The 25030-nt window shown below is 42.8% G+C and carries 24 protein-coding genes and 1 tRNA gene; 18 read left to right on the top strand and 7 right to left on the bottom strand.

The features are described from left to right. Window positions 1-364 precede the first annotated feature (364 nt). Window positions 365-904 (bottom strand): DUF4890 domain-containing protein, encoded by a 540-nt coding sequence (locus K333_RS0102890; protein ID WP_024989209.1) that lies wholly within the window; start codon window positions 902-904, stop codon window positions 365-367. Window positions 905-1125: 221 nt separating this feature from the next. Here K333_RS0102890 and K333_RS0102895 point away from each other — a divergent pair, with 221 nt between their 5' ends. Beyond that, window positions 1126-2139: a Rid family hydrolase gene (locus K333_RS0102895; protein WP_027452312.1), complete on the top strand. Its 1014-nt coding sequence runs from the start codon at window positions 1126-1128 to the stop codon at window positions 2137-2139. A gap of 25 nt (window positions 2140-2164) precedes the next feature. Here the strand turns inward: K333_RS0102895 and K333_RS0102900 are convergent, their stop codons facing one another. Together K333_RS0102900 and K333_RS0102905 are read right to left on the bottom strand one after the other, a co-directional pair. Beyond that, entirely contained in the window at window positions 2165-2467 is a 303-nt protein-coding gene (locus tag K333_RS0102900; protein ID WP_024989210.1) for a DUF4491 family protein, read from the bottom strand. 9 nt (window positions 2468-2476) lie between these two features. After that, window positions 2477-3994 carry a DUF4301 family protein gene (locus K333_RS0102905; RefSeq protein WP_024989211.1) on the bottom strand — a complete coding sequence of 506 codons (1518 nt, stop codon included), beginning with the start codon at window positions 3992-3994 and terminating at the stop codon, window positions 2477-2479. A 149-nt stretch (window positions 3995-4143) separates the two neighbouring features. Here K333_RS0102905 and K333_RS0102915 point away from each other — a divergent pair, with 149 nt between their 5' ends. The 5 genes from K333_RS0102915 to K333_RS0102935 all read left to right on the top strand — a co-directional run bounded on the left by K333_RS0102915 (window position 4144) and on the right by K333_RS0102935 (window position 11144). Continuing rightward, window positions 4144-6357, top strand: coding sequence for a RelA/SpoT family protein (locus K333_RS0102915; RefSeq protein WP_024989212.1), 2214 nt, complete (start codon window positions 4144-4146; stop codon window positions 6355-6357). A gap of 53 nt (window positions 6358-6410) precedes the next feature. Further along, window positions 6411-8804 (top strand): TonB-dependent receptor, encoded by a 2394-nt coding sequence (locus K333_RS0102920; protein ID WP_024989213.1) that lies wholly within the window; start codon window positions 6411-6413, stop codon window positions 8802-8804. A 107-nt stretch (window positions 8805-8911) separates the two neighbouring features. Continuing rightward, entirely contained in the window at window positions 8912-10477 is a 1566-nt protein-coding gene (locus K333_RS0102925) for an acyl-CoA carboxylase subunit beta (protein ID WP_024989214.1), read from the top strand. Window positions 10478-10525: 48 nt separating this feature from the next. After that, a complete protein-coding gene (locus K333_RS13335) occupies window positions 10526-10675 on the top strand; it encodes a hypothetical protein (protein WP_169714161.1) in 150 nt (49 codons plus the stop codon). Between the two features lie 43 nt (window positions 10676-10718). Then, entirely contained in the window at window positions 10719-11144 is a 426-nt protein-coding gene (locus K333_RS0102935; protein ID WP_024989215.1) for an acetyl-CoA carboxylase biotin carboxyl carrier protein, read from the top strand. A gap of 137 nt (window positions 11145-11281) precedes the next feature. Here the strand turns inward: K333_RS0102935 and panD are convergent, their stop codons facing one another. Continuing rightward, a complete protein-coding gene (gene panD / locus K333_RS0102940; RefSeq protein WP_024989216.1) occupies window positions 11282-11626 on the bottom strand; it encodes an aspartate 1-decarboxylase in 345 nt (114 codons plus the stop codon). Beyond that, complete coding sequence (gene panC / locus K333_RS0102945) at window positions 11626-12483, bottom strand: pantoate--beta-alanine ligase (protein WP_024989217.1); 858 nt, start codon at window positions 12481-12483, stop codon at window positions 11626-11628. The genes panD and panC overlap by 1 nt, the downstream gene beginning before the upstream one ends. 195 nt (window positions 12484-12678) lie before the next feature. Between panC and K333_RS0102950 the strand changes: the two genes are divergently transcribed. From K333_RS0102950 to K333_RS0102980, 7 genes are all read left to right on the top strand, one after another. Beyond that, on the top strand, window positions 12679-13491 hold the full coding sequence (locus K333_RS0102950; RefSeq protein ID WP_024989218.1) for a glycogen/starch synthase: 813 nt from the start codon (window positions 12679-12681) through the stop codon (window positions 13489-13491). Window positions 13492-13493: 2 nt separating this feature from the next. Continuing rightward, window positions 13494-14912, top strand: coding sequence for a DUF4270 domain-containing protein (locus K333_RS0102955; RefSeq protein ID WP_024989219.1), 1419 nt, complete (start codon window positions 13494-13496; stop codon window positions 14910-14912). A gap of 7 nt (window positions 14913-14919) precedes the next feature. Continuing rightward, the gene (locus tag K333_RS0102960; RefSeq protein ID WP_027452313.1) at window positions 14920-15048 is read left to right on the top strand and encodes a hypothetical protein; all 129 of its coding nucleotides are present in this window, start codon (window positions 14920-14922) and stop codon (window positions 15046-15048) included. Between the two features lie 82 nt (window positions 15049-15130). Further along, window positions 15131-15208, top strand: a tRNA-Arg gene (locus K333_RS0102965). A 60-nt stretch (window positions 15209-15268) separates the two neighbouring features. Continuing rightward, window positions 15269-15490, top strand: coding sequence for a hypothetical protein (locus K333_RS0102970; RefSeq protein ID WP_024989220.1), 222 nt, complete (start codon window positions 15269-15271; stop codon window positions 15488-15490). A 9-nt stretch (window positions 15491-15499) separates the two neighbouring features. Then, complete coding sequence (locus K333_RS0102975; protein ID WP_027452314.1) at window positions 15500-15874, top strand: MmcQ/YjbR family DNA-binding protein; 375 nt, start codon at window positions 15500-15502, stop codon at window positions 15872-15874. A gap of 1 nt (window position 15875) precedes the next feature. Continuing rightward, on the top strand, window positions 15876-16367 hold the full coding sequence (locus tag K333_RS0102980) for a 3'-5' exonuclease (RefSeq protein ID WP_024989221.1): 492 nt from the start codon (window positions 15876-15878) through the stop codon (window positions 16365-16367). A gap of 5 nt (window positions 16368-16372) precedes the next feature. Here the strand turns inward: K333_RS0102980 and K333_RS0102985 are convergent, their stop codons facing one another. After that, entirely contained in the window at window positions 16373-16765 is a 393-nt protein-coding gene (locus K333_RS0102985; protein WP_024989222.1) for a (deoxy)nucleoside triphosphate pyrophosphohydrolase, read from the bottom strand. Window positions 16766-16776: 11 nt separating this feature from the next. Next, window positions 16777-19917 carry a DUF3427 domain-containing protein gene (locus K333_RS0102990; protein ID WP_024989223.1) on the bottom strand — a complete coding sequence of 1047 codons (3141 nt, stop codon included), beginning with the start codon at window positions 19915-19917 and terminating at the stop codon, window positions 16777-16779. 701 nt (window positions 19918-20618) lie between these two features. Between K333_RS0102990 and K333_RS0102995 the strand changes: the two genes are divergently transcribed. The 5 genes from K333_RS0102995 (at window position 20619) to K333_RS0103015 (ending at window position 25026) form a co-directional block, all read left to right on the top strand. Beyond that, complete coding sequence (locus K333_RS0102995; protein ID WP_024989224.1) at window positions 20619-21083, top strand: hypothetical protein; 465 nt, start codon at window positions 20619-20621, stop codon at window positions 21081-21083. 538 nt (window positions 21084-21621) lie between these two features. Next, the gene (rsmG, locus tag K333_RS0103000; protein WP_024989225.1) at window positions 21622-22257 is read left to right on the top strand and encodes a 16S rRNA (guanine(527)-N(7))-methyltransferase RsmG; all 636 of its coding nucleotides are present in this window, start codon (window positions 21622-21624) and stop codon (window positions 22255-22257) included. Window positions 22258-22298: 41 nt separating this feature from the next. After that, window positions 22299-22943 carry an MBL fold metallo-hydrolase gene (locus tag K333_RS0103005; RefSeq protein ID WP_024989226.1) on the top strand — a complete coding sequence of 215 codons (645 nt, stop codon included), beginning with the start codon at window positions 22299-22301 and terminating at the stop codon, window positions 22941-22943. After that, entirely contained in the window at window positions 22944-23531 is a 588-nt protein-coding gene (gene ruvC, locus K333_RS0103010) for a crossover junction endodeoxyribonuclease RuvC (RefSeq protein WP_081657188.1), read from the top strand. It abuts the gene before it with no gap. A gap of 10 nt (window positions 23532-23541) precedes the next feature. Next, entirely contained in the window at window positions 23542-25026 is a 1485-nt protein-coding gene (locus tag K333_RS0103015) for an ATP-binding cassette domain-containing protein (protein WP_024989228.1), read from the top strand. Window positions 25027-25030: the final 4 nt, after the last annotated feature.

The raw sequence follows: 25030 nt of genomic DNA on the forward strand, positions 1-25030 counted from the left end.
ACAAAGAACGGAAAGAGCATAAGCAGATTGAGTACCTGCAAGGATGTAAACTTGCAATTCGCACGCTTCTCTACACCAATCTGGCTAGAGCGTATGTTTATATGTTCCATCACTCTCATTATGCTGTTAATTGCACGATTATTTTCATTTTCAGAGAAGAAACTTCTCAAATCTGATAGAATAGTTGTATCTTTGCTCACGGCTTCTAAGTTTGAATTTTATTGTTTGGTCACTATAAAATTACTCATTTTCAATGAGTTAAACAAACTTTGAAGCCTTTTTTATTCCAAATTTACGTTAATATATGCATGTGATTTCTTACATGCGAAAGTTCAATACCTTATATTAATTTATAAGAAAAAGATCATTCTGACTTGTTTATCGGATATTTGCGGTCGGCACGCTTCATGTGCTCCTTTATATCCTGCTGATATTGCTCATATTTGTCTGCGCCAAGGATACTCTTCAGTTCTTCCTCGTAAGCCTGTTTTGTTTCCATCATCTTCTGATGCTTTTCTATCATCTCTTGGCGTTTCCCCATCATCTTCTGACGTTTTTCCATCACCTTATCTCGATTAGGTTGTGCTATTTTCTTCATCTTGTCAAAATCAGGACGGGGCATATTGACGATTGAATCACGAAGCATCTGACGGAGGCCTTGTACATGAAGACGATAGTGTGGCATCCCCTTCATAGGGAGTTTATCAGCATATTTCTTGTTGAGTTCAAGTAAGAGCTTAGCCTGTTTTTCGCTGAGCTGATACCTCTTTACCATAGCATCTGTATGATGCTGGATCATCTCTTTCTTGTCTATGGAACGAAAAACTTTCTTTTCTTCGTTCTGCGCCATTACGGCAGTAGACATACTAATTACGGCTACCAGAGCCAAAACCATTTTCTTCATAATCGTCTAATTTAGTTCTTTTGTTTTGAAACATTTAAGTCTGTTTGCTTCTTTGATGTGGCATCTTATCGAAGGTTTAAGCGGTTAATTTTTTTTTATTCTGATTACGATATTTTGTTTTTCGTCCTCCTATCCCCATAATTAGGTATTTTTCATGAAAAGGAAAGCCTCTTATCTATTTTTACTATAAAATTCGTACCTTTGCCGAAAATAAATTAACGATGAATAAATATAATATCATATCAGCACCAAATGAGGGATCTTTTGACCAACGACTCAAGATACTTGGGAGAACATTGATCAAATATATAGAACTGGAGAAAAAAAACAATCGTCAACTTTCTTATTGCAAGATATTCTTGAGCGATATTCAAAACCAATATCAACTGTTGCTTAATAGTTGTGTGTATCAATATATATCTTCTTGTGCGCATACCATCGTGGAACAACCTCCTCTTGATGGTAGCAAGATATCTATCCTGTTGAAGACTTCTGACGAGACTTGTCATGACATCTTCGATAGTCTTCGCCTTGATGATAAGGAGGCTGTCGGCAAAAGTAGTTATCTGCAGACGCTTATCCTCTTTGATAAATATATGAAACTTGCTGAAAAGCGAAATCTGGACATCCGTCAACATCTGGTAAGGACGTGGATATATGTGGCCAATATCGACGTGAACTACGAAGGCGTGGTAAAGGCCCGGAACGACTTCTTCCGTCAACAAGGTTTGACGATAAACACACATTTCATCGCAAGTACGGGTATTGGCGGAAGGTCTGAGACAAGAAATGCTTGTGTAGCCATCGACTTTCTATCAGTTCCCGACATTACGTTAGAGAATCAGAAGTTTTTGGAGGCCTTGGAGCATCTGAATCCTACACATGAATATGGTGTGGCCTTTGAACGAGGAACCCGATTGAAGATTGGTGATAAGAGCAGGTATTTCATTTCGGGAACAGCCAGTATCGACAAGCATGGTGATGTATTATATTTAGGTGACGTAAGAAAACAGATGGAACGTCTGCTTGAAAATATCGATGCTCTGTTGAAGGATGGAGAGGCTTGTATCGAAGATACGCGATATTTTATCATCTATCTGAGGGATATCTCCGATAAGGAGGTGGTAGAGAAATATATGTCTGAGCATTATCCCGACATTCCGCATATCGTGCTGTTCGCACCTGTATGCCGACCTCAATGGTTGATAGAGATGGAATGTATTGCTGAGAAATAAAGAATATAGAAAAAGGAGTACGGTATTATTCGTACTCCTTTTTTCGTTTTGGATTCATCGGGAACCACCCTCTGAGCACTCGTTTCCGTTGCTCGAAGAGTTCGCCGATACTCCACAATAAGGTGGCACCAAGTACACCCAAAAGTGAGGAGATAATCACATTAGCGATAAGTAATGCTGCCACGAGACTGATGATACCTGTGAGAAGGAAAAACCACCAATATCTGGTGCCTGTGTGATACTCTACCTTAATGACTATCGGATGGAACAATCCGATAATCAAAAAGGTACTTATGGCTATGATGATGCCTGTGAAATATATCTGCATAATTCAAGATTATTGATGAACATCTCTGAGGAGGTCATTTACAGTCTTTACCGGATTAAAGGTGCTCAAAGGAACTTCTACGAAGATGGTATTCCAATCGCTCATAGCTCCATTCCAAAGACCCGGTAACTCAAGAGCCTTCAAGTCGCGTCCGTTCTTACTCTTGCTGCTGATGAAACCTGTGGTATGGTCTACGAAATCCGGTAGGTTGAAAGGATGTCCTTGATAATCGCGGGTGGCGCATACAAGGTCGACAGGATTGAAATGAGTACCATTGGTAAACATCTGCAAAGATTCCTTGTTGTTCTGGTCTATCTGCGAAGACTCGAGAATCTGCAAACTTATTGTACCATCCTGATTATAGGTAAGGAACGGACCACCTCCTGGTTCTCCAACATTCTTTACGACGCCACATACACGCATCGGACGGTTGAGTTTGCGCTTGAGATAGATGACAAGGTCGGCATCCTCAAGATTTTTGATATCGCCCTTACGACAATATAAATCACGCTGGAGGAATCGGATGATCTCTTCAAGTTTGGCATGATTATATTTTCCACTATCTAAGATACGAAGATACTCGAAATTTTTTTGTTGAAGGGTAACGAGAACTCCGGCAATAACCTGTTTCCAAGTAATGGTATCTTTTTTCAGACGATCAGATACCACATTATCTATATTCTTGATGAAGATGACATCGCCATCGATCTCGTTGAGGTTCTCGATAAGAGCGCCATGACCTCCTGGACGGAACAACAACGAACCATCTTCGTTGCGGAAAGGCGTATTATCCGGATTGGCTGCTATCGTATCGGTAGAAGGTTTTTGCTCAGAGAAACTAATATGATAATGTACATCGTATTTCTTCTCATAATAGGCCTGCTTCTCGGCCACCTTAGCCTTGAAGAGTTCCAAATGGTCATGAGAAACCGTAAAGTGGACATAAGCGTCTCCATTGCTGTTGGCATAAAGAGCAGCCTCTACGAGATGCTCCTCCATAGGAGTACGCGATCCATTCTCGTAATGATGGAAAAGTAACAAACCTTTAGGTAGTTGTCCATAATTCAAGCCCTTGGCCTCAAGCATGTTAGCTACAACGGCTTTATAGTTTCCTGAAGATATCAAGTTGCTAACAGACTTGCCCTCGTTCTTGCTACATTTTTCATCAAGAGCCTCATAAAAGGCAAAGTCCTTAATATGATCGAAGAAAGTCTTCTCGAAATCTGTTTGGGGTGTGTCGTAATCAGCATTCAAGAACGCAAACATATTCTTGAACATACGACTGGCAGCTCCCGAGGCTGGTACAAACTTTACTACCTGATGTCCCTCGGTCTTGTATGCATTCCATGTACGGATATAGTTTTGAGCCTCTTCAGCCCCCAAAGCCAATATCCCTTTGCCTACTTCCGCAGCTCCATCCAGTTTCAAGAATGGAAATCCATCTTTGATCTGCTTCAATTGACGCTCAATTTGCTGTTCAGAGATTCCGCGGTTAGCAATTTGATTCAAATCTTGTTGATTTAGCATGATATTTATTTTTCGGTTTATGGTTATTATGTGTATTTTCTACCTAAAATATGGTAAATATGCCACAAAGATAGTTAGTTTTCATGAGATTGAGAAATTTAAGTGGAGTTTTTTTTATATCTTTGCCAGAAACAAATAAGGACTGCGATATGAACAATGATAAATTCGAGTTTACTGCTGAGGAACGTGAGGAATGTCTTGCTATCCTCGAAAAGTTAAAGACGACCATCGGAGATTCTCTGAAATCTGATGATGAGGAGAAAATCAGAGAGCACATTCAGAAGGGTATCGATAATCATCAGATCCAGCGTGACGTATTCAACCTGAATCCGGTATTACATGCTTTACAAACTGCAGAGATTGCGGTAGACGAGATCGGACTCAAGCGTGATGGTGTACTCGCTATCCTACTCTATCAGAGTGTCGTGAGCGATTTTACTACACTCGATGAAATCAACGAAAAATTCGGAGAGAGTGTCGCTCATATCATCCGAGGACTTTGCAGAATCCACGATCTATACAAGCGCAACCCTATCATCGAGAGTGAGAACTTCAGAAACTTGCTGATCTCTTTCTCTGAGGATATGCGCGTCATCCTCATCATGATAGCCGACCGCGTGAACGTCATGCGACAAATACGTGATACAGAGGCTGTTGAGGCTAAACATCAAGTAAGCGAGGAGGCCAGTTATCTGTATGCTCCCTTGGCTCATAAACTGGGTCTATACAAACTGAAAAGTGAACTTGAGGATCTGTCGTTGAAATATCTGGAGCACGATGCCTATTATATGATCAAGGATAAGTTGAACGCTACCAAAGCGGCACGTGACGCTTATATCAAGTCTTTCATCGAACCTATTCAGACGAAACTCGAAAATGCAGGACTCAAGTTCCATATGAAAGGACGTACCAAGAGTATCCATTCGATATGGCAGAAGATGAAAAAGCAGAAATGCGGTTTCGAAGGCATCTACGATCTTTTCGCCATCCGCATCATCCTCGACTCACCTGTAGAGAAGGAGAAAATGCAATGTTGGCAGGTTTACTCGATAATCACAGATATGTATCAGCCTAATCCTAAACGTTTACGAGATTGGCTAAGTGTACCTAAATCAAATGGTTATGAGAGTTTGCACATTACCGTACTTGGACCTCAGAACAAATGGGTAGAGGTACAGATTCGTACCGAGAGAATGGACGAGGTGGCCGAGCATGGTCTGGCTGCCCATTGGCGATATAAAGGTATCAAAAGTGAGGGCGGTATCGACGATTGGTTGGCTAATATCCGAAGCGCTCTGGAGAACAACGACGACTTGCAATTGATGGACCAGTTCAAGATGGATTTGTACGAAGACGAGGTATATGTGTTTACGCCAAAGGGAGACCTGCTAAAGATGCCGAAAGGCGCCACAATCCTCGACCTCGCCTATCGCATCCACTCGAATATCGGTAATACTTGTGTCGGCGGAAAAATCAATGGCAAGGTATGCAATATGCGCGAAACGTTACATTCGGGCGACCAAGTAGAGATCATGACCCAAAGTAACCAGACGCCAAAGCGCGACTGGTTGAATTACGTGACAACAAGTAAGGCGAAATCAAAGATCCGACTTGCCATCAAGGAAACTCAAGCTAAGGAGGGTTTATATGCCAAGGAATTGCTCGAAAGGAGATTCAAGAACAAGAAGATCGAAGCCGAGGAAAGTATCATGTTCCGTCTCATCAAGAGGTTGGGATATAAAGAGGTAAGCGACTTCTATAAGGATATTTCCGACGAGAAGTTGGACCCAAACGAGGTAATAGAAAAGTATGTGGAGGAGCGCGACCGAGAATTGAAGTTGGATGCTCCGAAAGAAGCTAAAAGTGCTGAGACTTTCCAATTTGAGAATCCAGACGAGGAGATATTGAAAGGAAATGATGATGTGCTCGTCATCGACCAAAACCTGAAGGGTATCGATTTTCAATTGGCTCAATGTTGTCACCCTATCTATGGCGATCCTGTGTTTGGTTTCGTTACGGTAAGTGGCGGTATCAAAATTCACAGAAAAGACTGTCCTAATGCTCCTGAATTGCGTAAGCGTTTTGGTTATCGTATTGTGAAAGCTCGTTGGAGTGGTAAGGGTGTCAGCAAATATGCGATCACGTTGAGAATTATCGGCAACGATGATATTGGTATCGTGAGCAACATCACGAATGTTATCGCTAAAGAAGAGACTCTGACGATGAGATCGATTAATATCGATAGTCACGACGGATTGTTCTCGGGAAATGTCGTTGTGCTGATCGATGATGCCAGCAAATCACAACAACTCATCAAGAAATTACGTACCATCAAAGGTGTAAAACAAGTTACAAGATTATAATTTACATCTTTATATTATAATATTTCTGCTTTGTCTACGTTAATTATCGTAAGATGAAGCAGAAATTATTTTATACGATCCTCCTAGCTATCCTGACCATGAAAGCCATGGCACAATCCTTTGTGCTCCAAGGTCGCGTAACCGATGCAGAACAGAAGCCTATAGAACTGGTTACTGTGGCTGTAGTAAGTCAAGGTAAGATGACGATGACCTCGCTAAAGGGTGAATTTAAACTCACTCTACAATCTGCTGATTCTGTGAATGTTAGATTTTCAATGGTCGGATACCGAACGAAAGTTAGAACGTTGAGGAACCCACGAGGAAAACAAACGCTAAGGGTGATATTATATAGCGAGAACACGCTCGACGAAGTACAGGTACAAGGTGAACGCATACAAAGTGACCAAACGCAAAACCTGAAAATCAAAGATATGAAGAACGCTCCCTCGGTAACGGGAAATGGCGTGGAAGAACTCGTACAGCAACAAGCTGGTGTGAGCACGCATAATGAACTGTCCTCACAATATAATGTAAGAGGAGGAAGCTTCGATGAAAATTCCGTATATATCAATCATATAGAGATATTCCGTCCATTCCTTGTAAGAAGTGGACAACAGGAAGGCTTATCGGTCATCAACCCTTATATGGTAGACAAAATCGGATTCTCTACAGGTGGCTATTCGGCCAAATATGGTGACAAGATGAGCTCGGCCCTCGACATCACCTATAAGAATCTTATGGATCCGAACGGAACCCAAAGGCATCTCGAAGGTTCTATAGCTGCTTCCTTGTTAGGAGCCGATGGATATATCGGTATAGGTAGTAAGAACATATCGTGGCTCAACAGCATAAGATATAAGACCAACCAATATCTATTAGGGACACTCGATGAAAAGGGAGAATATCGACCGAATTTTTTGGACTATCAAACCTTTCTGAGTTACAAACCGAATGCAAGATGGAAGTTTGATCTCATCGGAAACATCTCGGATAATCATTATCAATTTGTACCCAAAGATCGCGAAACCGCCTTTGGTACTCAACAGAATGTAAAGAACTTCCGCGTATACTTCGACGGACAAGAGAAAGACCGATTCCTTACATATTTCGGTAGCATGAGCATCACCCGATATCTCGGAATAAACACACGTGTAAACTTCACAGGAAGTGCTTTCTATACGAGCGAACAAGAGAAGTATGATATACAAGGACAATATTGGCTCGACCAGACCGAAACCTCAGAAAATCTTGGCGTGGGTACTTATTTTGAACATACGCGCAATTATCTGAAGGCTCGTGTGCTGAGCGGTAAACTTACGATGTGGCACAAGACCGGCAAACACGAGATAGAGACAGCCCTCACGCTAAAACGCGAACATATCGAGGAGACCGCAAATGAATATGAAATGCGCGACTCTTCTGGCTATAGTATTCCACATACAGGAAACGACTTGAGTATGTACTATGCCTTGAGGGCCAACAACACGTTGGACGCCAACCGTTCAGAATTTTATATCCAAGATACTTGGCGATTCTCAAGTATCGGCGAACATACCCATTTTACCTTGAATTATGGTATAAGGATGAGCCATTGGAACTTCAATCGTGAAACCATCGTCAGCCCTCGCGTCAGTTTAGGTATCATACCAGCCTATAGCGAAAACACGACAATCCGACTGGCTGCCGGCATCTATTATCAGGCTCCTTTCTTTAAGGAACTTCGCGACACATTACATATCAATGGTTCGACCTATGCCAGACTCAACAATAAGATCAAGAGTCAACAAAGTATACATTTCATCGTAGGATATGACTATCGGTTCATGTTGAACAATCGCCATTTCAAGTTGAGCGCAGAAGCTTACTACAAAGCCTTGAGCAATCTGATACCATATTCTGTAAATAATGTGAAGGTGGTATATTATGGTAATAACGAAGCCCAAGGACATGCAGCAGGAATCGACATGAAACTCTACGGCGAATTTGTACCCGGAGCAGACAGTTGGATTAGTCTATCCTTTATGAACACCCGTATGAATTTGCATGGGCAAAGCATTCCCTTGCCTACCGACCAACGTTTTGGAATCAACCTAAACTTTACCGACTATTTCCCTGGGACTACCCGATGGCGCATGAATCTGAAACTCGCCTATATCGACGGATTACCATTCTCGGCACCCCATCGCGAAATCGAGCACAATAGTTTCCGAGCTCCTGCCTATCGCAGAGCCGATATCGGCATGACCTATCTCCTACTCGACAACCATGACCATCATACGAAGAATATCTTCAAGAAGGTATGGTTCGGAATCGATTGCTTCAATCTGTTCGATATTAATAATGTGAACAGCTACTATTGGGTGACCGACGTAACGAGTCAACAATATGCCGTACCAAACTACCTCACAGGTCGACAAATAAACACAAAGATTCTGATAGAATTCTAATAGCCGGAACCTATTTTAATGTTACTTTGTCTAAAATTGTTCTTTATTCTAAAATAAATTGATTATCTTTGCACGGATTTAGAAAATAAAGAATAATATTATATATTATGAGCAAACAAGTAGAAAAGATTAAAGAGCTGATCGCCAAGCGCGAACAAGCCCGTCTTGGAGGTGGCGAGAAAGCCATCGAGAAACAGCATGCACGTGGCAAATACACAGCCCGCGAGCGTATTGAAATGTTGGTAGACGAAGGCAGTTTCGAAGAGTATGATATGTTCAAACTTCATCGTTGTCACAACTTCGGCATGGAGAAAAAGCAATTTCTCGGAGATGGCGTTGTAGCTGGTTCTGCTACTATTGATGGTCGTCTTGTTTACGTATACGCACAAGACTTCACAGTAAATGGCGGTTCTCTTTCTGAGACTATGGCTCAGAAGATTTGCAAAGTTATGGATATGGCCATGAAGATGGGCGCTCCTGTTATTTGCATGAACGACTCTGGTGGTGCTCGTATTCAGGAAGGAATCTCAGCTCTTGCTGGTTATGGTGAGATCTTCGAGCGTAACATCCTCGCTTCTGGTGTTATCCCACAGATTTCTGCTATCATGGGCCCTTGTGCCGGTGGTGCGGTATATAGTCCAGCACTTACCGACTTCATCTTGATGACCGAAGGTACATCTTACATGTTCCTTACAGGTCCTAAGGTTGTAAAGACCGTTACCGGTGAGGATATTGATGCCGAGCATCTGGGTGGAGCAAGCGTTCACGCCTCTAAGAGTGGTGTGACCCACTTCACAGCAAAGACCGAGGAAGAGGCTATGGAACTTATCAAGACTCTCCTTTCTTATATTCCATCAAATAATATGGAGGAAGCTCCACGCGTAGAATGCAACGACCCTATCGACCGCAAGGAAGATATCCTCAACGAGATTATCCCAGAGGATCCAAACCAAGCTTACGATATGTATAAGGTGATATCAGCCGTTACCGATAATGGAGAGTTCTTCGAGGTACAGCCTAAGTTTGCCAAGAACATCATCACAGGTTTTGCTCGTTTCAACGGTCAGAGCGTAGGTATCGTAGCCAATCAGCCTGCCGCTTATGCAGGTGTACTTGATGTAAACGCCAGTCGTAAGGGCGCACGTTTCGTACGTTTCTGCGACGCATTCAATATTCCAATCGTATCTTTAGTTGACGTACCAGGTTTCTTGCCAGGTACAGGTCAGGAATATAATGCCGTTATCCAGCATGGAGCCCAGTTGCTTTACGCTTATGGCGAAGCAACAGTTCCAAAGATCACAATCACACTCCGCAAGAGCTATGGTGGTAGTCATATCGTTATGGGTTGCAAGCAATTACGTTCAGACCTTAACTTCGCATGGCCATCAGCAGAGATTGCCGTAATGGGAGCAAGTGGTGCCGTAGCAATCCTCTGTGGTAAGGAAGCTAAGAAAGTGAAGGAAGAAGGTGGTGATGTCAAGGCATTCCTCGCAGAAAAAGAGGATGAATATACCGATACATTCGCTAATCCATACCAGGCAGCCCAGTTCGGTTATATCGACGATGTCATCGAACCAAGAAACACCCGTTTCCGCATCTGCCGCGGTTTGGCCCAGCTTGCTACAAAGCGTCAGAACCTGCCAGCCAAGAAGCATGGTTGCATGCCTATGTAAAATTAAGAAGGCTCCGACAGGAGCTTTCTATAATTAAATATAAAGAAAATGGATAAAAACGTATATGCTGCAATTGCTATGGCTCTATACGAGTTCGAGGGCAATAATGTTCACGATCCAGAACCAGGCATTATTACTATTCAGCATCGCCACACTTTGTGGAATGCCAAACCATTTGGAGTAACACCTAAACCATAAAGAATAGGTCGTTGGAGTTTTTAATTATTTAGAAATAGAATTCATGAAAGAATTTAAATATACTATCGATGGTAAGGAATACAAAGTAACCATCGGCGATATTGATGAAAATAATGTTGCTGCCGTTCAGGTAAATGGTGACGACTATCAGGTTCAGCTCGAAAAGAAAGAGGAACCAAAGAAAGAGAAACCAGTTTTAGGCAAACCTGTTGCAGAGGAGGCCACAGAGGCTACTCCAGCAGCTAACGTAAATGCCAACAACGCCGTTAAGGCCCCACTTCCAGGTACTATTACTGGTATCAACGTTGAGGTAGGTCAGGAAGTTAAGGCCGGCGATACCGTTCTTGTTCTTGAAGCTATGAAGATGGCCAACAACATCGAGGCAGAAAAAGACGGTAAAGTTACCGCAATCTGCGTAAAGGTTGGTCAGGCTGTACTCGAGGAAGATCCTCTTGTAGTAATAGAATAATCATCCATTCTATACAAATAATAAAGCCTTCTCTATTTTGAGAAGGCTTTATTCGTTTTAAATTATCTTTTATGTAATTCCCTTATCGGGGAACAAGATTACCCTTATTTATCTCCCCTTATAGGAGAAAAGTAAGATTACAATTTATTTCCCTCCTTTGGGAAAACGATAGTAGGCTTGAAAGTTTTAGCCTCCTCGAAATCCATCAGAGCATAACTAATAATAATTACCGTATCCCCTACTACCACCTTACGGGCAGCAGCACCATTCAGACAAATACAACCAGAGCCACGCTCACCTTTAATAATATAAGTTTCGAAGCGCTCCCCATTATTATTGTCTACGATCTGCACCTTCTCGCCAGCAATCATATTAGCAGCATCCAACAGATCCTCATCTATCGTGATACTACCCATATAGTTCAAATTAGCCTCTGTAACGGTAGCACAATGCAATTTACTTTTTAAAACCTCAATCTGCATTACTCTTTATATTTTATATGATCAATCAAACGAATAGGAGTCTTGCCACAATAAACGGTAATACAACCTACGACATAAGGAGAATCCTCCCAGTTGGTCACATCCTGAAGCGTATTGCCATCTACGATTTCAAAATATTCCACCTCAAGACCCTCGACGGCATTAATATCCGCTACCACCTTATCGTGGGTCTCCTTTACATTATGATTCTTCGCATACTCTACGCTCTCCTTCAAAGCCTTGAAGATAGCAGGAGCGATTGCACGCTCATCCTTACTCAAGAGCGAATTACGACTACTCTTAGCCAAACCATCCTCGTCGCGAATAATCGGGCACTCCACAATCTGCAAGCTATCCGACATACCGATAAACTTCACCAATTGCTTGACGACAGCAATCTGCTGCCAATCCTTTTCGCCAAAATAAGCACGATTAGGGCGAACGATATAGAACAAGCGACTTACCACCTGGCATACACCATTAAAATGTCCAGGACGTTTAGCGCCTTCCATGACTGTACTTACCGGAGGAAATTCAAAATGACGCTCATCAGGAGTCGGATACATCTCATCTACAGACGGAGCGAAGCAATAAGAAGCCCCGCAATCTTCGAGCAACTTGCAATCAGCCTCAAGCGTACGAGGATAACGATCCAAGTCACCTTGGTCATTAAATTGAGTAGGATTCAGGAAAACAGAAACCACAGTAATATCATTCTCCTTAACGCTACGCTTAACGAGTGAAGCATGCCCTTCGTGAAGAGCTCCCATAGTAGGCACGAGGCCAATTTCCTTACCTTCCTTACGAGCCGCGAAAAGCTCATTTTGAAGGTCAACAATCTTAGTAATTACTTTCATCTTTCTTTAATTCGATTTTGAAAAGAAGAGTACTCTCCTTCTATTCGGACTGCAAAATAACAACTTTTTTCTTAAATAAGGAAGAATAATTTTAAAAATATGCGAATTCAACGGCTATTTTACCGCTTTTTGTTGAATTTATGCTGAAAATTAGACTTTTTTTTGTACCTTTGCCAGAAATAATAAGTTTTGAAAATGGCAAAAACAAGAGTATTATTTATCAATCAGGAAATCACACCTTATGTTCCTGAGACCGAAATGTCAATTCTGGGTCGCATGCTGCCTCAGAAGATACAAGAAGGTGGTTTTGAGATTCGTACGTTCATGCCTAAATGGGGAAACATCAATGAGCGTCGTGGACAATTGCACGAAGTTATCCGACTCTCCGGTATGAATCTGATTATTAATGATACCGACCATCCACTTATTATTAAAGTCGCTTCTATTCAGGCTGCGCGTATGCAGGTATATTTCATAGACAACGACGACTATTTCACCAACCGTCAGATGTCTGCCGATGAAAGTGGCGAGGAATATCCCGATAACGGAGAGCGAGCTATATTCTTTGCTCGTGGCGTCCTCGAGACCGTAAAGAAATTACGATGGGTTCCAGATGTTATCGTCTGTCAAGGCTGGATGAGTGCCGTCGTTCCTTTCTATATTAAGACCGCATACAAGGACGAGCCATCTTTTGCCAACTCCAAGATCATCACATCCCTTTTCAACGATCAGTTGAAAAACGATTTAGGCGACAACTTCAAACAATTCGTAGAGTTCCGAGATGCTACTATTGATTTGCTGGAGCCATACAAGGAAAAATTCGATTTCAAGGAATTGGGCAAATTGGCTATCGACTATAGCGATGGCATTATCGAGGCAGGAAAAGAAGTAAACGCAGACCTTTTGAAGCATGCTCAAGAAAAGAATCTTCCTATTATGAACTATCCTGGAGAAGATAATTTCGACAGCTACAAGGAGTTCATCAACCAGATTTGTCCTAACGAATAACTATGAATTTAAAAACTCTTGCTGCGGTAGCTCTTGCTACGCTAGCCATCACATCATGTGATGATACGACAGATACTTTTGGAAATTCGCTTATCGACAACAAAGATGCTTTATACATTACAAATGCGTCTTTCAAAGCCCTCAGCCGTTCGATAGCCATAGATTCCGTATTAGCACATTCCAGTAACGGATATATAGGTAAAGTGCGCGATCCGGAGACGAAAGCTTGCGTTACGGGCGACTATATGTTGGAGTTCAGCACCTTGGCAGATCCTGGATTCCTCCCGGAGGATACTGTGGTGACCAAAACAAAAAGTGGTAGAGCCAAACCATACCTTACAACCTTGAACCTGTTCTTCACCAAATTCTATGGTGACTCTACAAATTCCATGAAGTTGAAAGTCTACGAACTTGGCAAGCCCCTACCCGAGGGTCATAAATATTATTCCAACTTCGATCCCATAAAGAGTGGATACATCCGAAAGAACGGCTATACACAGGAAACAAGTTGGAGCGTCAAAGACAACAGTCTGAGCGATTCCGTCCGTACTTCGAACGGATCGATCCATAGCATCACCCTCCGTCTCGACAAGCCATATACAGCAAAAGACGGAAAGACCTATGAAGACCTTGGCGCCTATCTCGCCCAAATGTACTACGACCATCCGGAGTATTATGCCACACCATATAAATTCCTACATCATGTATTCGCAGGTTTCTATGTGCAGACCACAGGAGGACTTGGAACGATGGTCGACATCACGACCAGTTGGATCAATATGCGCCAACTCTTTATGTCGGATACCACAAAGATGGTGAAAGACGCATATGTTACGGGTACCGATGAAGTATTGCAGACCAATCACATCAGTAATGACGCAAAGTCTGTGAAACTTATGGTCGACGATAATTCATGTACCTATGTGAAGAGTCCTGCAGGTATTTTTACTGAGATCACCCTACCGGTAGACGACATCAAGCAATCGCATACCGATTACACGTTGAATACTGTGAAGATAGAGATGCAGAGAATCAACAACAAGGAGGTCGACAAGTACACTCTTCCCGTTCCTTCCAATCTATTGCTAATTCCTAAGGACAGCATAAACAGTTTCTTTGAGAATCACGATTTACCGAACAACAAGACCTCATATTATGCGGCATATAACTCAACCACCAATAGCTATATCTTTAATAATATTAGCAATATGGTGAATGACATGTATGCCAACAAGGGTAAAAGTTCCAACTACAACAAGGCCGTACTTGTTCCTATAACGTTGAAGACAACGAAATCATCGAATGGAACGGTCACATTAAATAGCGTATCCAACAACATGGGATTATCCAGCACCCGTCTTGTCGGTGGCCCAAATACCCCAATAGAAGTTAGCGTAATCTACAGTAGATTTAAGAAGTAGAAAAGTTATGGCAGATAATTTCTTAGAAACCCATAGGGAGGAATACGAGAAGCGCAAAGCCAACTGGTTACGCAAGAAGAAGCATCTACCCAAGTTAAAATCAAATATCAAGAAGCCTGAGGACGAAAGTCTTTAGGCTTTTTTTAACATTATCTATAAAATAATTGTCCCAAAATTTGGTCATGTGCATAAAAAACACTACTTTTGCACTCGGTTTTGGTTCCGTAGCTCAGTTGGATTAGAGCAACAGCCTTCTAAGCTGTGGGTCTTGGGTTCGAATCCCAACGGAATCACCAAAGGGATATCGTTTAGATATCCCTTTTTTTATATTCTCTTTCAAATGAAGATCTCAAATTATGGAAGGAAGTATTATAGAAGAGAAGTTAAAGAAACTCCACGAATGTCTTGGAAAAGGCGATAAGGAGAGTCTTAAATATGTAGAAGAAACAAAGAACTGGGCTTTAGAAAATAATTGTCCGGAAATCCGTGATGCTTTTACAGAATTCGCCGATAACGTTTTAACTGAAACGGAGAACGAGATAAAGAGCATAAAAAAGGAGTTAGGACTTTTAGAATAGATAAAGATTATGAACATCGAACAGGTACGAACCTATGCCCTATCCCTCTATGGCGTGACCGAAGATCAAGCCTTCGGCGACGACATCATCAATTTCCGATTGGAAGGCAAAATCTTTGTCTGTCTATGGTTGGGAGGCGAAGGACAAGGTGTGGAAGACTCTATCCCAAGACTCGCTCTGAAATTGACACCCGAAAGAAATGAAGAACTTCGGGAACAGTTTTCTGCTGTACGACCGGCATGGCATTGGAACAAGAAACATTGGAGCGACATATATTATACGCAACTGGAAGAGTCGCAAGTAAAAGAATGGATTAGGGAGTCGTATCTACTCATAGCGTCAAAACTTCCCAAAGCAATCAGACAGAAATATATACAAGGCTAATATGAAAGACTTTGCAGCAATAGATTTCGAGACAGCAAATAGTAAACGAAGTAGCGTCTGTAGTGTAGGTATCATCATCGTAAGAAACGGCGAGATCGTAGACCGTTTCTATTCTTTGATACACCCCGAACCGAATAAGTATAACTATTGGTGTAGTAAGGTACATGGTCTCACCAGTAAAGATACCGAGAATGCCCCCATCTTTCCGGAAGTATGGAAACAGATAGAGCCAAAGATTGCCGGACTACCCCTTGTCGCTCACAACAAATCCTTCGACGAAAGTTGCTTGAAGGCCGTCTTCCAATTTTATAAGATGGACTATCCCGACTATGAATTCTATTGCACATGCATAGGGTCGCGAAAAGCTTTTCCGGATGCGCCTAACCACCAGTTGCACACCATCTCCGAACTTTGTGGCTATCATCTTGAAAACCATCATCATGCCCTTGCCGATGCCGAAGCTTGCGCATGGATAGCAAGAGAGATATTATAGTTTCTTTAGCAGAGCCTTAATCTTGTTATCTCCTTCACCACCATCATATCAGCTGGTAACCAGTTGACGACATCTAAATTCTCCTCGCCCAACCATCTTGCATCTTCAGCCTCTACCAATTCCAGTTCCCCCTTGATGACATGACATATATAACAATACATGACAAGATGAAATTTAGGATAATCATATTCTACCGTCGTCAGAAATTTATCCACAGAAATTTCAGTATGAAGTTCCTCACGAATTTCACGTTTCAAGGCTTCCTCCGACGTCTCCCCGATTTCTATTTTTCCTCCAGGAAACTCCCACCAATCTTTGAATTCACCATATCCACGTTGAGTGGCAAAGACCTTGTTTTCGCGGCAAATGACAGCAGCCACAACTTCTATCGTCCTCATACTATACCAAATTATCCTACAGCCAGTTTCATGGCTTTGTTTAATATAAATCCAGGAATATCATGATGCAATCGCCATGTGATGTTCATAGGACGATCACCCACACTCTTCACATAGTCTACTAACCCTAGACAATAATAAGGAGTGGTAAAACCAAACGCATCCTTCTTATTTTCTCTCACAAAGAGGAGAAATTTCTTTCCCGTCTGCTTCTGAGTAACATACCTGCATCCCGCATTATCATGACTGGCAGTATTTTGACTCTGCCAATGAAAAAGTTTCTCATTAATGGCATAGTCATTATACTGAGTACTAGGCGAGAAATCCTTATCACTCTTGTTGAGCGTCACCCATAACAACTCCGTATTTTTCTCCTTGATATTATACAGACCCGCTTGAGGAATCATAGACTTATCAGCCTTGATTTTTCCATACAAGATGAGTTGTTCCTCACGCGTATAACATCCGAATAATGCCAACGGACAATCACCCAATTCCGGTATACGCTCTGTCGATACATTCAAGTTACTATCCAGATAATCCATCATCTCCCGTAATTCCTGCACAAAATATGGATAACGACCGAACACCTTCAAGGCAGCATCCACGTTCACATATCCAGTCTTCAAGATGCCTTCACGATACAAACCATAATATAGCATCAGAGCATATTTCTCGTTTGTTGCCGTATGATCATACTCAAAATCATCAGCAATCAACTTCTGTACAAAATGGATGAGATTCAAATCGTTCCAATGGATCATTCTCTTCATGTTAGCCTCATATATCTCCGTATTCTTATCCTCCGGATAACTGATGATACCAGCCCTACGTTTCAGTTTACTCCAACAAGAAACCTTATATAACACCCGAATATCAAGATTAAAATGCGCAAGAAAGTTACCCAGTTCAAGACTATCTGTAAAGTTTAGACGATAATTCTGCACCTCAAGTTGAAGACGTTTCAGATTGAAGATAGCCCCCTTGAGATTCTCCAGCACATATTGTCGCGAGAGTTTATCCATCATGATAGAACATCCACGAGGTAACAACGAAAACCCCTCACTTACCTCATCAAGGATGTTACGAGAAGTACGTCCCACAAGAGCACGAATTCTACTCTCATAACTATAATTACGATTAGCTTGAGAGACATAATCCAAAACCGTCAAGCAATCTTTATCTGGAGACAAGCGGAGTCCACGTCCTAATTGCTGCAGAAAAATTGTCAAACTCTTTGTTGGTCGAAGGAACAACACAGTATCGATCTCCGGAATGTCCACACCCTCATTTAATAAGTCAACCACACAGAGATAATTGATTTTGCGCTCACGGAAATTATCAAGAACCCGTTTTCTTCGTTCCTCATTATCGTCACCAGTCAGATAATCAGCCCGATATCCAGCTTTGCAAAGTCCCACAGCCATATCGCGAGCATGCTCCTTACGAATGCAGAAACAAAGAGCACGACAACGGTTCTCATCCGACAAATATCGAGGTATCGTCTGGGTGATAAGATGCAAGCGGTCGGCAGTATTCAACTTTTTATAGAGTTCATCCTCATCATATCCCCCATTTTTCCATGCGATATGAGACAAGCTCGTAAACTGGTCTCCTATACAGAAATACTGGAATGGGACCAGCAACATTCTGTTGATGGCCTCAGGCAATCGCATTTCTGCAGCAATTCGGTTGTTAAAATCCGGCAAGAGCGAAAGACCATCGGCACGCTCCGGAGTAGCCGTCAATCCTACCAATAGTTGGGGAGCAAACATACTAAACAGAATTCGATAACTTGACGCCTGACTATGGTGACATTCATCGATAATGATCATATCATAATAGTCGCTACCAAACGATTCGAAGAGTTTCCTGTTACTATTAAAAGTCTGAATACTAATAAACAGATGATCGAGGTTACCCATCTTAGTAGGCACATATCGTCCAACCCACAACTCTCCAAAGTCATGATCATTCAACACAGAAGCAAAAGTACGTCGACTCTGTTCCAATATCTCCTCACGATGAGCGATAAACAACAACCGAGTATGCCCAGGATGCTGTTCACAGAAGCGTCTATAGTCGAAAGCTGCTATAACAGTTTTACCCGTACCCGTTGCCGCCACCACTAGATTACGATAACTATTATGCACATTACGCTCCACAGTTAGTTTATCAAGAATATCTTTTTGCTCTGGTCGTATGGTGAATACAGGATAATCCTTCCGTTTTAAAGTATCATGATGATTAGCTTCGTATATACTCTTACGGAATTTTTCCTCATCAAAGTCTTCAAAATCCTGTCTATTCCAATACGTTTCAAAGGTGGCAATAGCTGTTTTGATAATCTGAGGATTCTCCTGATTAGTCACGCGGATATTCCACTCCAGCCCTTGTGTAAGAGCACTCCTCGAAATATTCGAGCTACCGATATAGGCTGTGCTCAAACCACTATTTCTGACAAAGATATATGATTTAGCATGCAACCTATCCAACGAACAATCATAATTCACTTTGATCTCGACCTTGTCTGGATTTAGATTTTTGAGCCATTCCACAGCCTTAGGTTCCGAGGCACCCATATATGATGTTGTGATGATGTGCAACTTTGCATTTGGCTTTTCCAGAAACTTTCTCAAAGCATCATTAAAGATTCTAACCCCGGAGAACCGGATAAAAGCCACGATCCAGTATATCTCGTCAGCCGACATAATATCTAGATTAATCTCACTCTGCATATTCAAGTCTGAGTTAGATCCAGTAAACAAGTTACTCGACAGGAAACCAGACTTTGGTCGGAAATCGTTCAGAGCTTTAATCTGTTGAGGCGTCTTACCAGTTCCATCTATGATACCACTCAGTAGTTTATCCCCTTGCACAAGCAAGTCATCGTCCCAATTAGGATTCCAATCTGTTTCTATAAACCTAATAACCTGATTAACGAAACCTATCTTTTCTTCAATACCCTCAAAGATTTTATCGTCACCCAACATTTGCTGAATGATACCAGCAATATAATTGGTCAACAGTTTAGGTGCTTCAGCAGAATCCATTGGTATTTTCAGAGCATGTCTATTCTCAGGCAGTTGCAATAGTTTCTTTAGCAGAGCCTTATATATCAGATTTTCATATATGCCGTTTGTTAGTTCCATTTCACCATTTTTTCTTTCTTCACCCAACATTATTTTTTCCCATTACAATAGTCAACATAATATAGATGCAAAGTTATATTTCTTAGAAAAACGCATAATAATAGTGACTTTTTATGTTTAAAACATTCATATTAGGCAAAGGGGCTTAGCATAAGTTAATTCAACCGATATGCAAATGTACATATTTTTATCCTGTTATGCAAAAACTCTTTCTAAAAATATAGAAAACATTTATTGTAAATGCCGATTGAGGGACGCGTAGCAGCATACCCCCCTCCGAGGTATGATATGTGCGCTAGATATATCGTGCATGTGTCGAGGAAATATGTTGTGTATATCGAAGGGATATATATACTTGCACATATTCCCCCTAGAGGTTCGCATCTATTCCGCTCGCACATATTCCCCGGAGGGGATATCGCTGAGATAACCGGGGGTCGCGGAGCGTACCCTCGGAGTATGCGGCTGGCTGTGAGTGCACCCCGAAGGGCGTGCCATATCCGAGATGGATACATGCAAGCATAGTCAGATAGCATAAGATAAGAAAATATTTAATCTATATAAACTTTATAGAAAATAATCGACAAAATATTTGGTAGTTTCAAAAATTCAACGTATCTTTGCAACATCATCCCCAAAGAAGTGTAAAAAAAGAAAAGCCCTAAAAAAGCCCCAAGAAGAAGGACTCCAAAGCACACGATATGAGAGAAAAATTCAGGAAAATAACAGAAAAGCCGAAGTTCAAGATGCAGTCAGATAACTATTACGTCTGGGTTGGTGCATCGTGTGATTATGCACATGAAGAACGTTGTAGCGCTGGCGCATACATCATAGAGCAGAACGGAAAGGAGATAAATACCCATGTCGTTGCAGATGACCATACCACAGAATTCCGCATGATGTTAACTGTGATGCAACACGCCATGGAGGTTCTTCCAGTCCACTCTACAATCATCTTTCTGACCAATGTAGCATATATCCAACAGAATTGGGACAGACAGCCAACAAGTGAGTCGGCCAACTCCGACCTTATCCTACAATGTATTTCAGCAAGAAGAAGACATGAATCCGCGACGGTCAAGATTGTGAGCTATCACAGGTTTCCCCAGTTGCCTGAGACACATAGAATGGCTCATGAAGCGATGGAACAACTCAGAAGAGCATAGCTCGTGTACCCCTCCGGGGTGCTTGCTAGTATGCTATCATCCCTCATCCGAGGGTACGCTATCGCGACCCCCGGTTATCACAGAGATATCCCCTCCGGGGAATACTTGCAAGCATAATAGATGCGAATCCTCTAGGGGAATACTCATACCATAGCTCCGGGGAATACACACAAGCGGAACAGATGCGAATCTCTAGGGTATACTAGTACCATAGCTCCGGGGGAATATGCGCAAGTATATCAGACATATACCTCCCCCCTCGATATACACAACATATCCCCTCGACACGCATCACACATATCGGGCGCATACCTCACACCCCGGAGGGGTTGCCTCTATGATAACCGGGGGTCGCGGAGCGTACCCTCGGGGGTAAAACGATGGGATTGCAAATATTACATATACGTATGCACCCCGAAAGGCGTGCCAGTCTTATAATAAAGTGAGAAATTCGTTAATTCTCCATAAATGGACTGATAATTCAGCTATTTTTCATATCTTTGCCGAAAATTGAGTAAAAAGTATATTAAGAGATAACATGGCACAAATAATAGAGAAATATTTCACACACCTAAGCGACGAACAGAAACGACAGTTTGATGCTCTCGATGCTTTGTATCGTGACTGGAATGCGAAGATCAACGTCATCTCGCGCAAGGATATTGATAATCTGTACGAACACCATATCCTCCATTCTCTGGCTATTGCCAAAGCCATCAACTTTGTCCCAGGCTCTCGTATCCTCGACTTCGGTACAGGTGGCGGTTTCCCGGGTATTCCTCTTGCCATTCTCTTTCCAGAAGCCCAGTTCCGATTAATCGACGGCACAGGCAAGAAGATTCGCGTGGCTACGGAGGTGGCCCAAGCTATTGGACTAAAGAACGTCGATGCCGTACATCTTCGTGGCGAAGAGGAAAAAGGTGAATATGATTTTGTGGTGAGTCGTGCCGTAATGCCTCTGCCCGACCTCATGAAAATCATCCGCAAGAACTTCGCCAGGAAGCAACAGAATGCTTTGCCTAACGGACTGTTATGCTTGAAAGGCGGCGACTTAAAGGCAGAACTCAAACCTTACGAGAATATCGTAGAAGTTACCGACCTGAGCACATGGTTCGATGAACCTTGGTTCAAGGAGGACAAGAAACTTATCTATGTTCCTTCGACCAAACGATAGATTTATCGGGACATATGTAACTTTAAGATTATAAGAATATTATGATACATATCGAAAGATTTCAGGTGAATATGATCTCTGAAAATTGCTACGTGGTAAGTGATGAGACCAAGGAGTGTGTCATCATCGATTGTGGCGCTTACTATGAGGAGGAACGACAGGCTATCGTCGACTATATTCGCCAGAATGAATTGACTTCAAAACATTTACTTGCTACGCATGGTCACGTAGACCACAACTTCGGCAACGACACCATCTATCACGAGTTCCAACTCCGTCCGGAATACAACAATCGTGACGAGGAGTTGATGAAAGACCTCAAGGGTCAAGCCAAAATGCTCTTCAACCTCGACATCAACAACGAATATCCTGCTGCGGCCAACTATCTCGATGATGGCGATAGCGTGAAATTCGGAAACCATGAATTTAGGGTCATCACAACTCCGGGCCATAGTGCCGGCGGCGTGTGCTACTATTGCAAGGAAGAAAACATCTTGTTCTCCGGCGATACGCTATTTCGTGGTTCAATCGGTCGTACCGACTTCATCGGCGGCAACCAATTCCTCATTATCCAGAGTCTCCGCCAACTCGGTCAACTGCCCGATGAGACTCGCATCTTCCCAGGACATGGACAGCAGACGACGATGGGCAACGAGCTTGCTACCAATCCTTATATGGATCGATAGATGGCAACTTCAGACAATATGCGAAAAGATATACCCGAAAAGATCATATTAGGTATCGACCCTGGTACGAACGTCATGGGATATGGCGTACTCCGAGTTGTGGGCAATAAAGCCAACCTTGTCGTCATGGGAGTAATCGATATGCGCAGAGAGAGCGACCCATACCTCCGGTTGGGTAAAATCTTCGAGCGCGTCACAGGTATCATCGATGAATATCTGCCCGACGAAATGGCCATCGAAGCTCCCTTCTTCGGCAAGAATGTACAGTCGATGCTCAAACTCGGTCGCGCCCAAGGTGTGGCCATAGCGGCCGCCATCCATCATGATGTACCGATACATGAATATGCGCCATTAAAGATCAAGATGGCTATCACAGGACAAGGTCAGGCTTCTAAGGAACAGGTGGCCAACATGCTCCAAAGACTGCTCAACATCAACGATGACGATATGCCTAAGTTTATGGATGCTACCGACGCACTCGGCGCAGCCTATTGTCATTTCTTGCAGATGGGAAGACCGGAGACGGGCGCCAAACATTATGGTTCGTGGAAAGATTTTGTGAACAGAAACAAAGAACGGATCAAATGATATAAGAGAGATGCAGAGAATTATCAAGATTGAAAATGGCGTGGCTCGTATGCCACAATGGCGCATGGCGGAGCCTGTGAACTTTGAACTTTGTGATGGTGAACATATAGCTATCGTGGGACGCAACGGCTGTGGTAAGTCGATGTTCGTCGACATGATCGTGGGGCGCCATCCTTTGCTCATGCGTGACCCGGAATATGATTTCTCGCCTAGCTGTAATGAGATGGTGAGCGACAATATACGATATATCACGTTCCGAGATTCGTATGGTGGCGATAATGACCGTACTTACTATCTGCAACAGAGGTGGAACCAACAGGAAATCGATGAGAATACGCCTACTGTTGGGGCTAAACTCGAGGAGGCTTTTGCCCTCGCTGGCAAGGATACTCCGGAGCGTCGACAGTTGCAGAAACATATCTATGAGCTCTTCCACATGGAGCATCTGCTGGATAAATATATCATCCTACTCTCTAGTGGAGAACTACGCAAGTTCAAGTTGGCTAGTACGCTCTTTGCCGACCCACGCGTGCTGATCATGGACAATCCTTTCATCGGACTGGATGCGGAGACGCGTGACCAGCTCAAGGAGCTGCTCCGCGTTCTCTCGGCAGAACGGGCTTTGCAGATTATCTTGGTACTCTCCAAAACGGATGACATACCAGACTTCATCACACATATCGTGGAAATGAAGAATATGGTGGTGATGCCGAAGGTTACGCGCGAGGAGTATCTCGAAGCTTTGCAACCTGTACCCGCCCACGTTCTCGACGAGGAGCGCACCCAAGCTATCCTCAACTTGCCTTACAAGACGGAGGAATATCACACCCATGAGGTGGTGAAGATGAACAAAGTGAGCATACGATATGGCAAGCGTACAATCCTCAAGGAACTCGACTGGACGGTACTGAATGGAGAAAGATGGGCACTTAGCGGACAGAATGGCGCAGGCAAGTCTACCTTGCTCAGTCTGGTATGTGCCGACAACCCACAGAGTTATGCCTGTGATATTGCGCTCTTTGGCAACAGTCGTGGTAGTGGCGAGAGTATCTGGGACATCAAGAAGCATATCGGCTATGTGTCGCCGGAATTGCATCGAGCCTATCAACGAGACATTTCAGCCATCCGTATCGTCGCAAGCGGACTCAAGGATAGCGTAGGACTCTACGTGAAACCTACGGGTGACGATTTGGAGAAATGCAGGTTTTGGATGCATATCTTCGGACTGGACGAATTGGAGAATCGTACCTTCCTAAAACTGTCGAGTGGCGAACAGAGATTAATCCTTTTGGCTCGTGCCTTCGTCAAAGACCCAGAGCTGTTGATTCTCGACGAACCACTCCATGGTCTCGACAACACGAACCGTCGACTGGTGAAGGATGTGATAGAGACCTTCTGTAAGCGTGACAACAAGACCTTGATCATGGTCACACATTATAAAGAAGAATTACCCGCGTGTATCGACCACAGCATTTATTTGCTCCGACACGCATAATAAT

It is taken from the genome of Segatella albensis DSM 11370 = JCM 12258 (assembly GCF_000426565.1).
Lineage (GTDB): Bacteria > Bacteroidota > Bacteroidia > Bacteroidales > Bacteroidaceae > Prevotella > Prevotella albensis.

Bases quoted from the DNA above. Each gene is read 5' to 3' on its own strand.
- K333_RS0102890 (WP_024989209.1), bottom strand. From the start codon at position 904: ATGAAGAAAATGGTTTTGGCTCTGGTAGCCGTAATTAGTATGTCTACT.
- K333_RS0102895 (WP_027452312.1), top strand. From the start codon at position 1,126: ATGAATAAATATAATATCATATCAGCACCAAATGAGGGATCTTTTGAC.
- K333_RS0102900 (WP_024989210.1), bottom strand. From the start codon at position 2,467: ATGCAGATATATTTCACAGGCATCATCATAGCCATAAGTACCTTTTTG.
- K333_RS0102905 (WP_024989211.1), bottom strand. From the start codon at position 3,994: ATGCTAAATCAACAAGATTTGAATCAAATTGCTAACCGCGGAATCTCT.
- K333_RS0102915 (WP_024989212.1), top strand. From the start codon at position 4,144: ATGAACAATGATAAATTCGAGTTTACTGCTGAGGAACGTGAGGAATGT.
- K333_RS0102920 (WP_024989213.1), top strand. From the start codon at position 6,411: ATGAAGCAGAAATTATTTTATACGATCCTCCTAGCTATCCTGACCATG.
- K333_RS0102925 (WP_024989214.1), top strand. From the start codon at position 8,912: ATGAGCAAACAAGTAGAAAAGATTAAAGAGCTGATCGCCAAGCGCGAA.
- K333_RS13335 (WP_169714161.1), top strand. From the start codon at position 10,526: ATGGATAAAAACGTATATGCTGCAATTGCTATGGCTCTATACGAGTTC.
- K333_RS0102935 (WP_024989215.1), top strand. From the start codon at position 10,719: ATGAAAGAATTTAAATATACTATCGATGGTAAGGAATACAAAGTAACC.
- panD (WP_024989216.1), bottom strand. From the start codon at position 11,626: ATGCAGATTGAGGTTTTAAAAAGTAAATTGCATTGTGCTACCGTTACA.
- panC (WP_024989217.1), bottom strand. From the start codon at position 12,483: ATGAAAGTAATTACTAAGATTGTTGACCTTCAAAATGAGCTTTTCGCG.
- K333_RS0102950 (WP_024989218.1), top strand. From the start codon at position 12,679: ATGGCAAAAACAAGAGTATTATTTATCAATCAGGAAATCACACCTTAT.
- K333_RS0102955 (WP_024989219.1), top strand. From the start codon at position 13,494: ATGAATTTAAAAACTCTTGCTGCGGTAGCTCTTGCTACGCTAGCCATC.
- K333_RS0102960 (WP_027452313.1), top strand. From the start codon at position 14,920: ATGGCAGATAATTTCTTAGAAACCCATAGGGAGGAATACGAGAAGCGC.
- K333_RS0102970 (WP_024989220.1), top strand. From the start codon at position 15,269: ATGGAAGGAAGTATTATAGAAGAGAAGTTAAAGAAACTCCACGAATGT.
- K333_RS0102975 (WP_027452314.1), top strand. From the start codon at position 15,500: ATGAACATCGAACAGGTACGAACCTATGCCCTATCCCTCTATGGCGTG.
- K333_RS0102980 (WP_024989221.1), top strand. From the start codon at position 15,876: ATGAAAGACTTTGCAGCAATAGATTTCGAGACAGCAAATAGTAAACGA.
- K333_RS0102985 (WP_024989222.1), bottom strand. From the start codon at position 16,765: ATGAGGACGATAGAAGTTGTGGCTGCTGTCATTTGCCGCGAAAACAAG.
- K333_RS0102990 (WP_024989223.1), bottom strand. From the start codon at position 19,917: ATGGAACTAACAAACGGCATATATGAAAATCTGATATATAAGGCTCTG.
- K333_RS0102995 (WP_024989224.1), top strand. From the start codon at position 20,619: ATGAGAGAAAAATTCAGGAAAATAACAGAAAAGCCGAAGTTCAAGATG.
- rsmG (WP_024989225.1), top strand. From the start codon at position 21,622: ATGGCACAAATAATAGAGAAATATTTCACACACCTAAGCGACGAACAG.
- K333_RS0103005 (WP_024989226.1), top strand. From the start codon at position 22,299: ATGATACATATCGAAAGATTTCAGGTGAATATGATCTCTGAAAATTGC.
- ruvC (WP_081657188.1), top strand. From the start codon at position 22,944: ATGGCAACTTCAGACAATATGCGAAAAGATATACCCGAAAAGATCATA.
- K333_RS0103015 (WP_024989228.1), top strand. From the start codon at position 23,542: ATGCAGAGAATTATCAAGATTGAAAATGGCGTGGCTCGTATGCCACAA.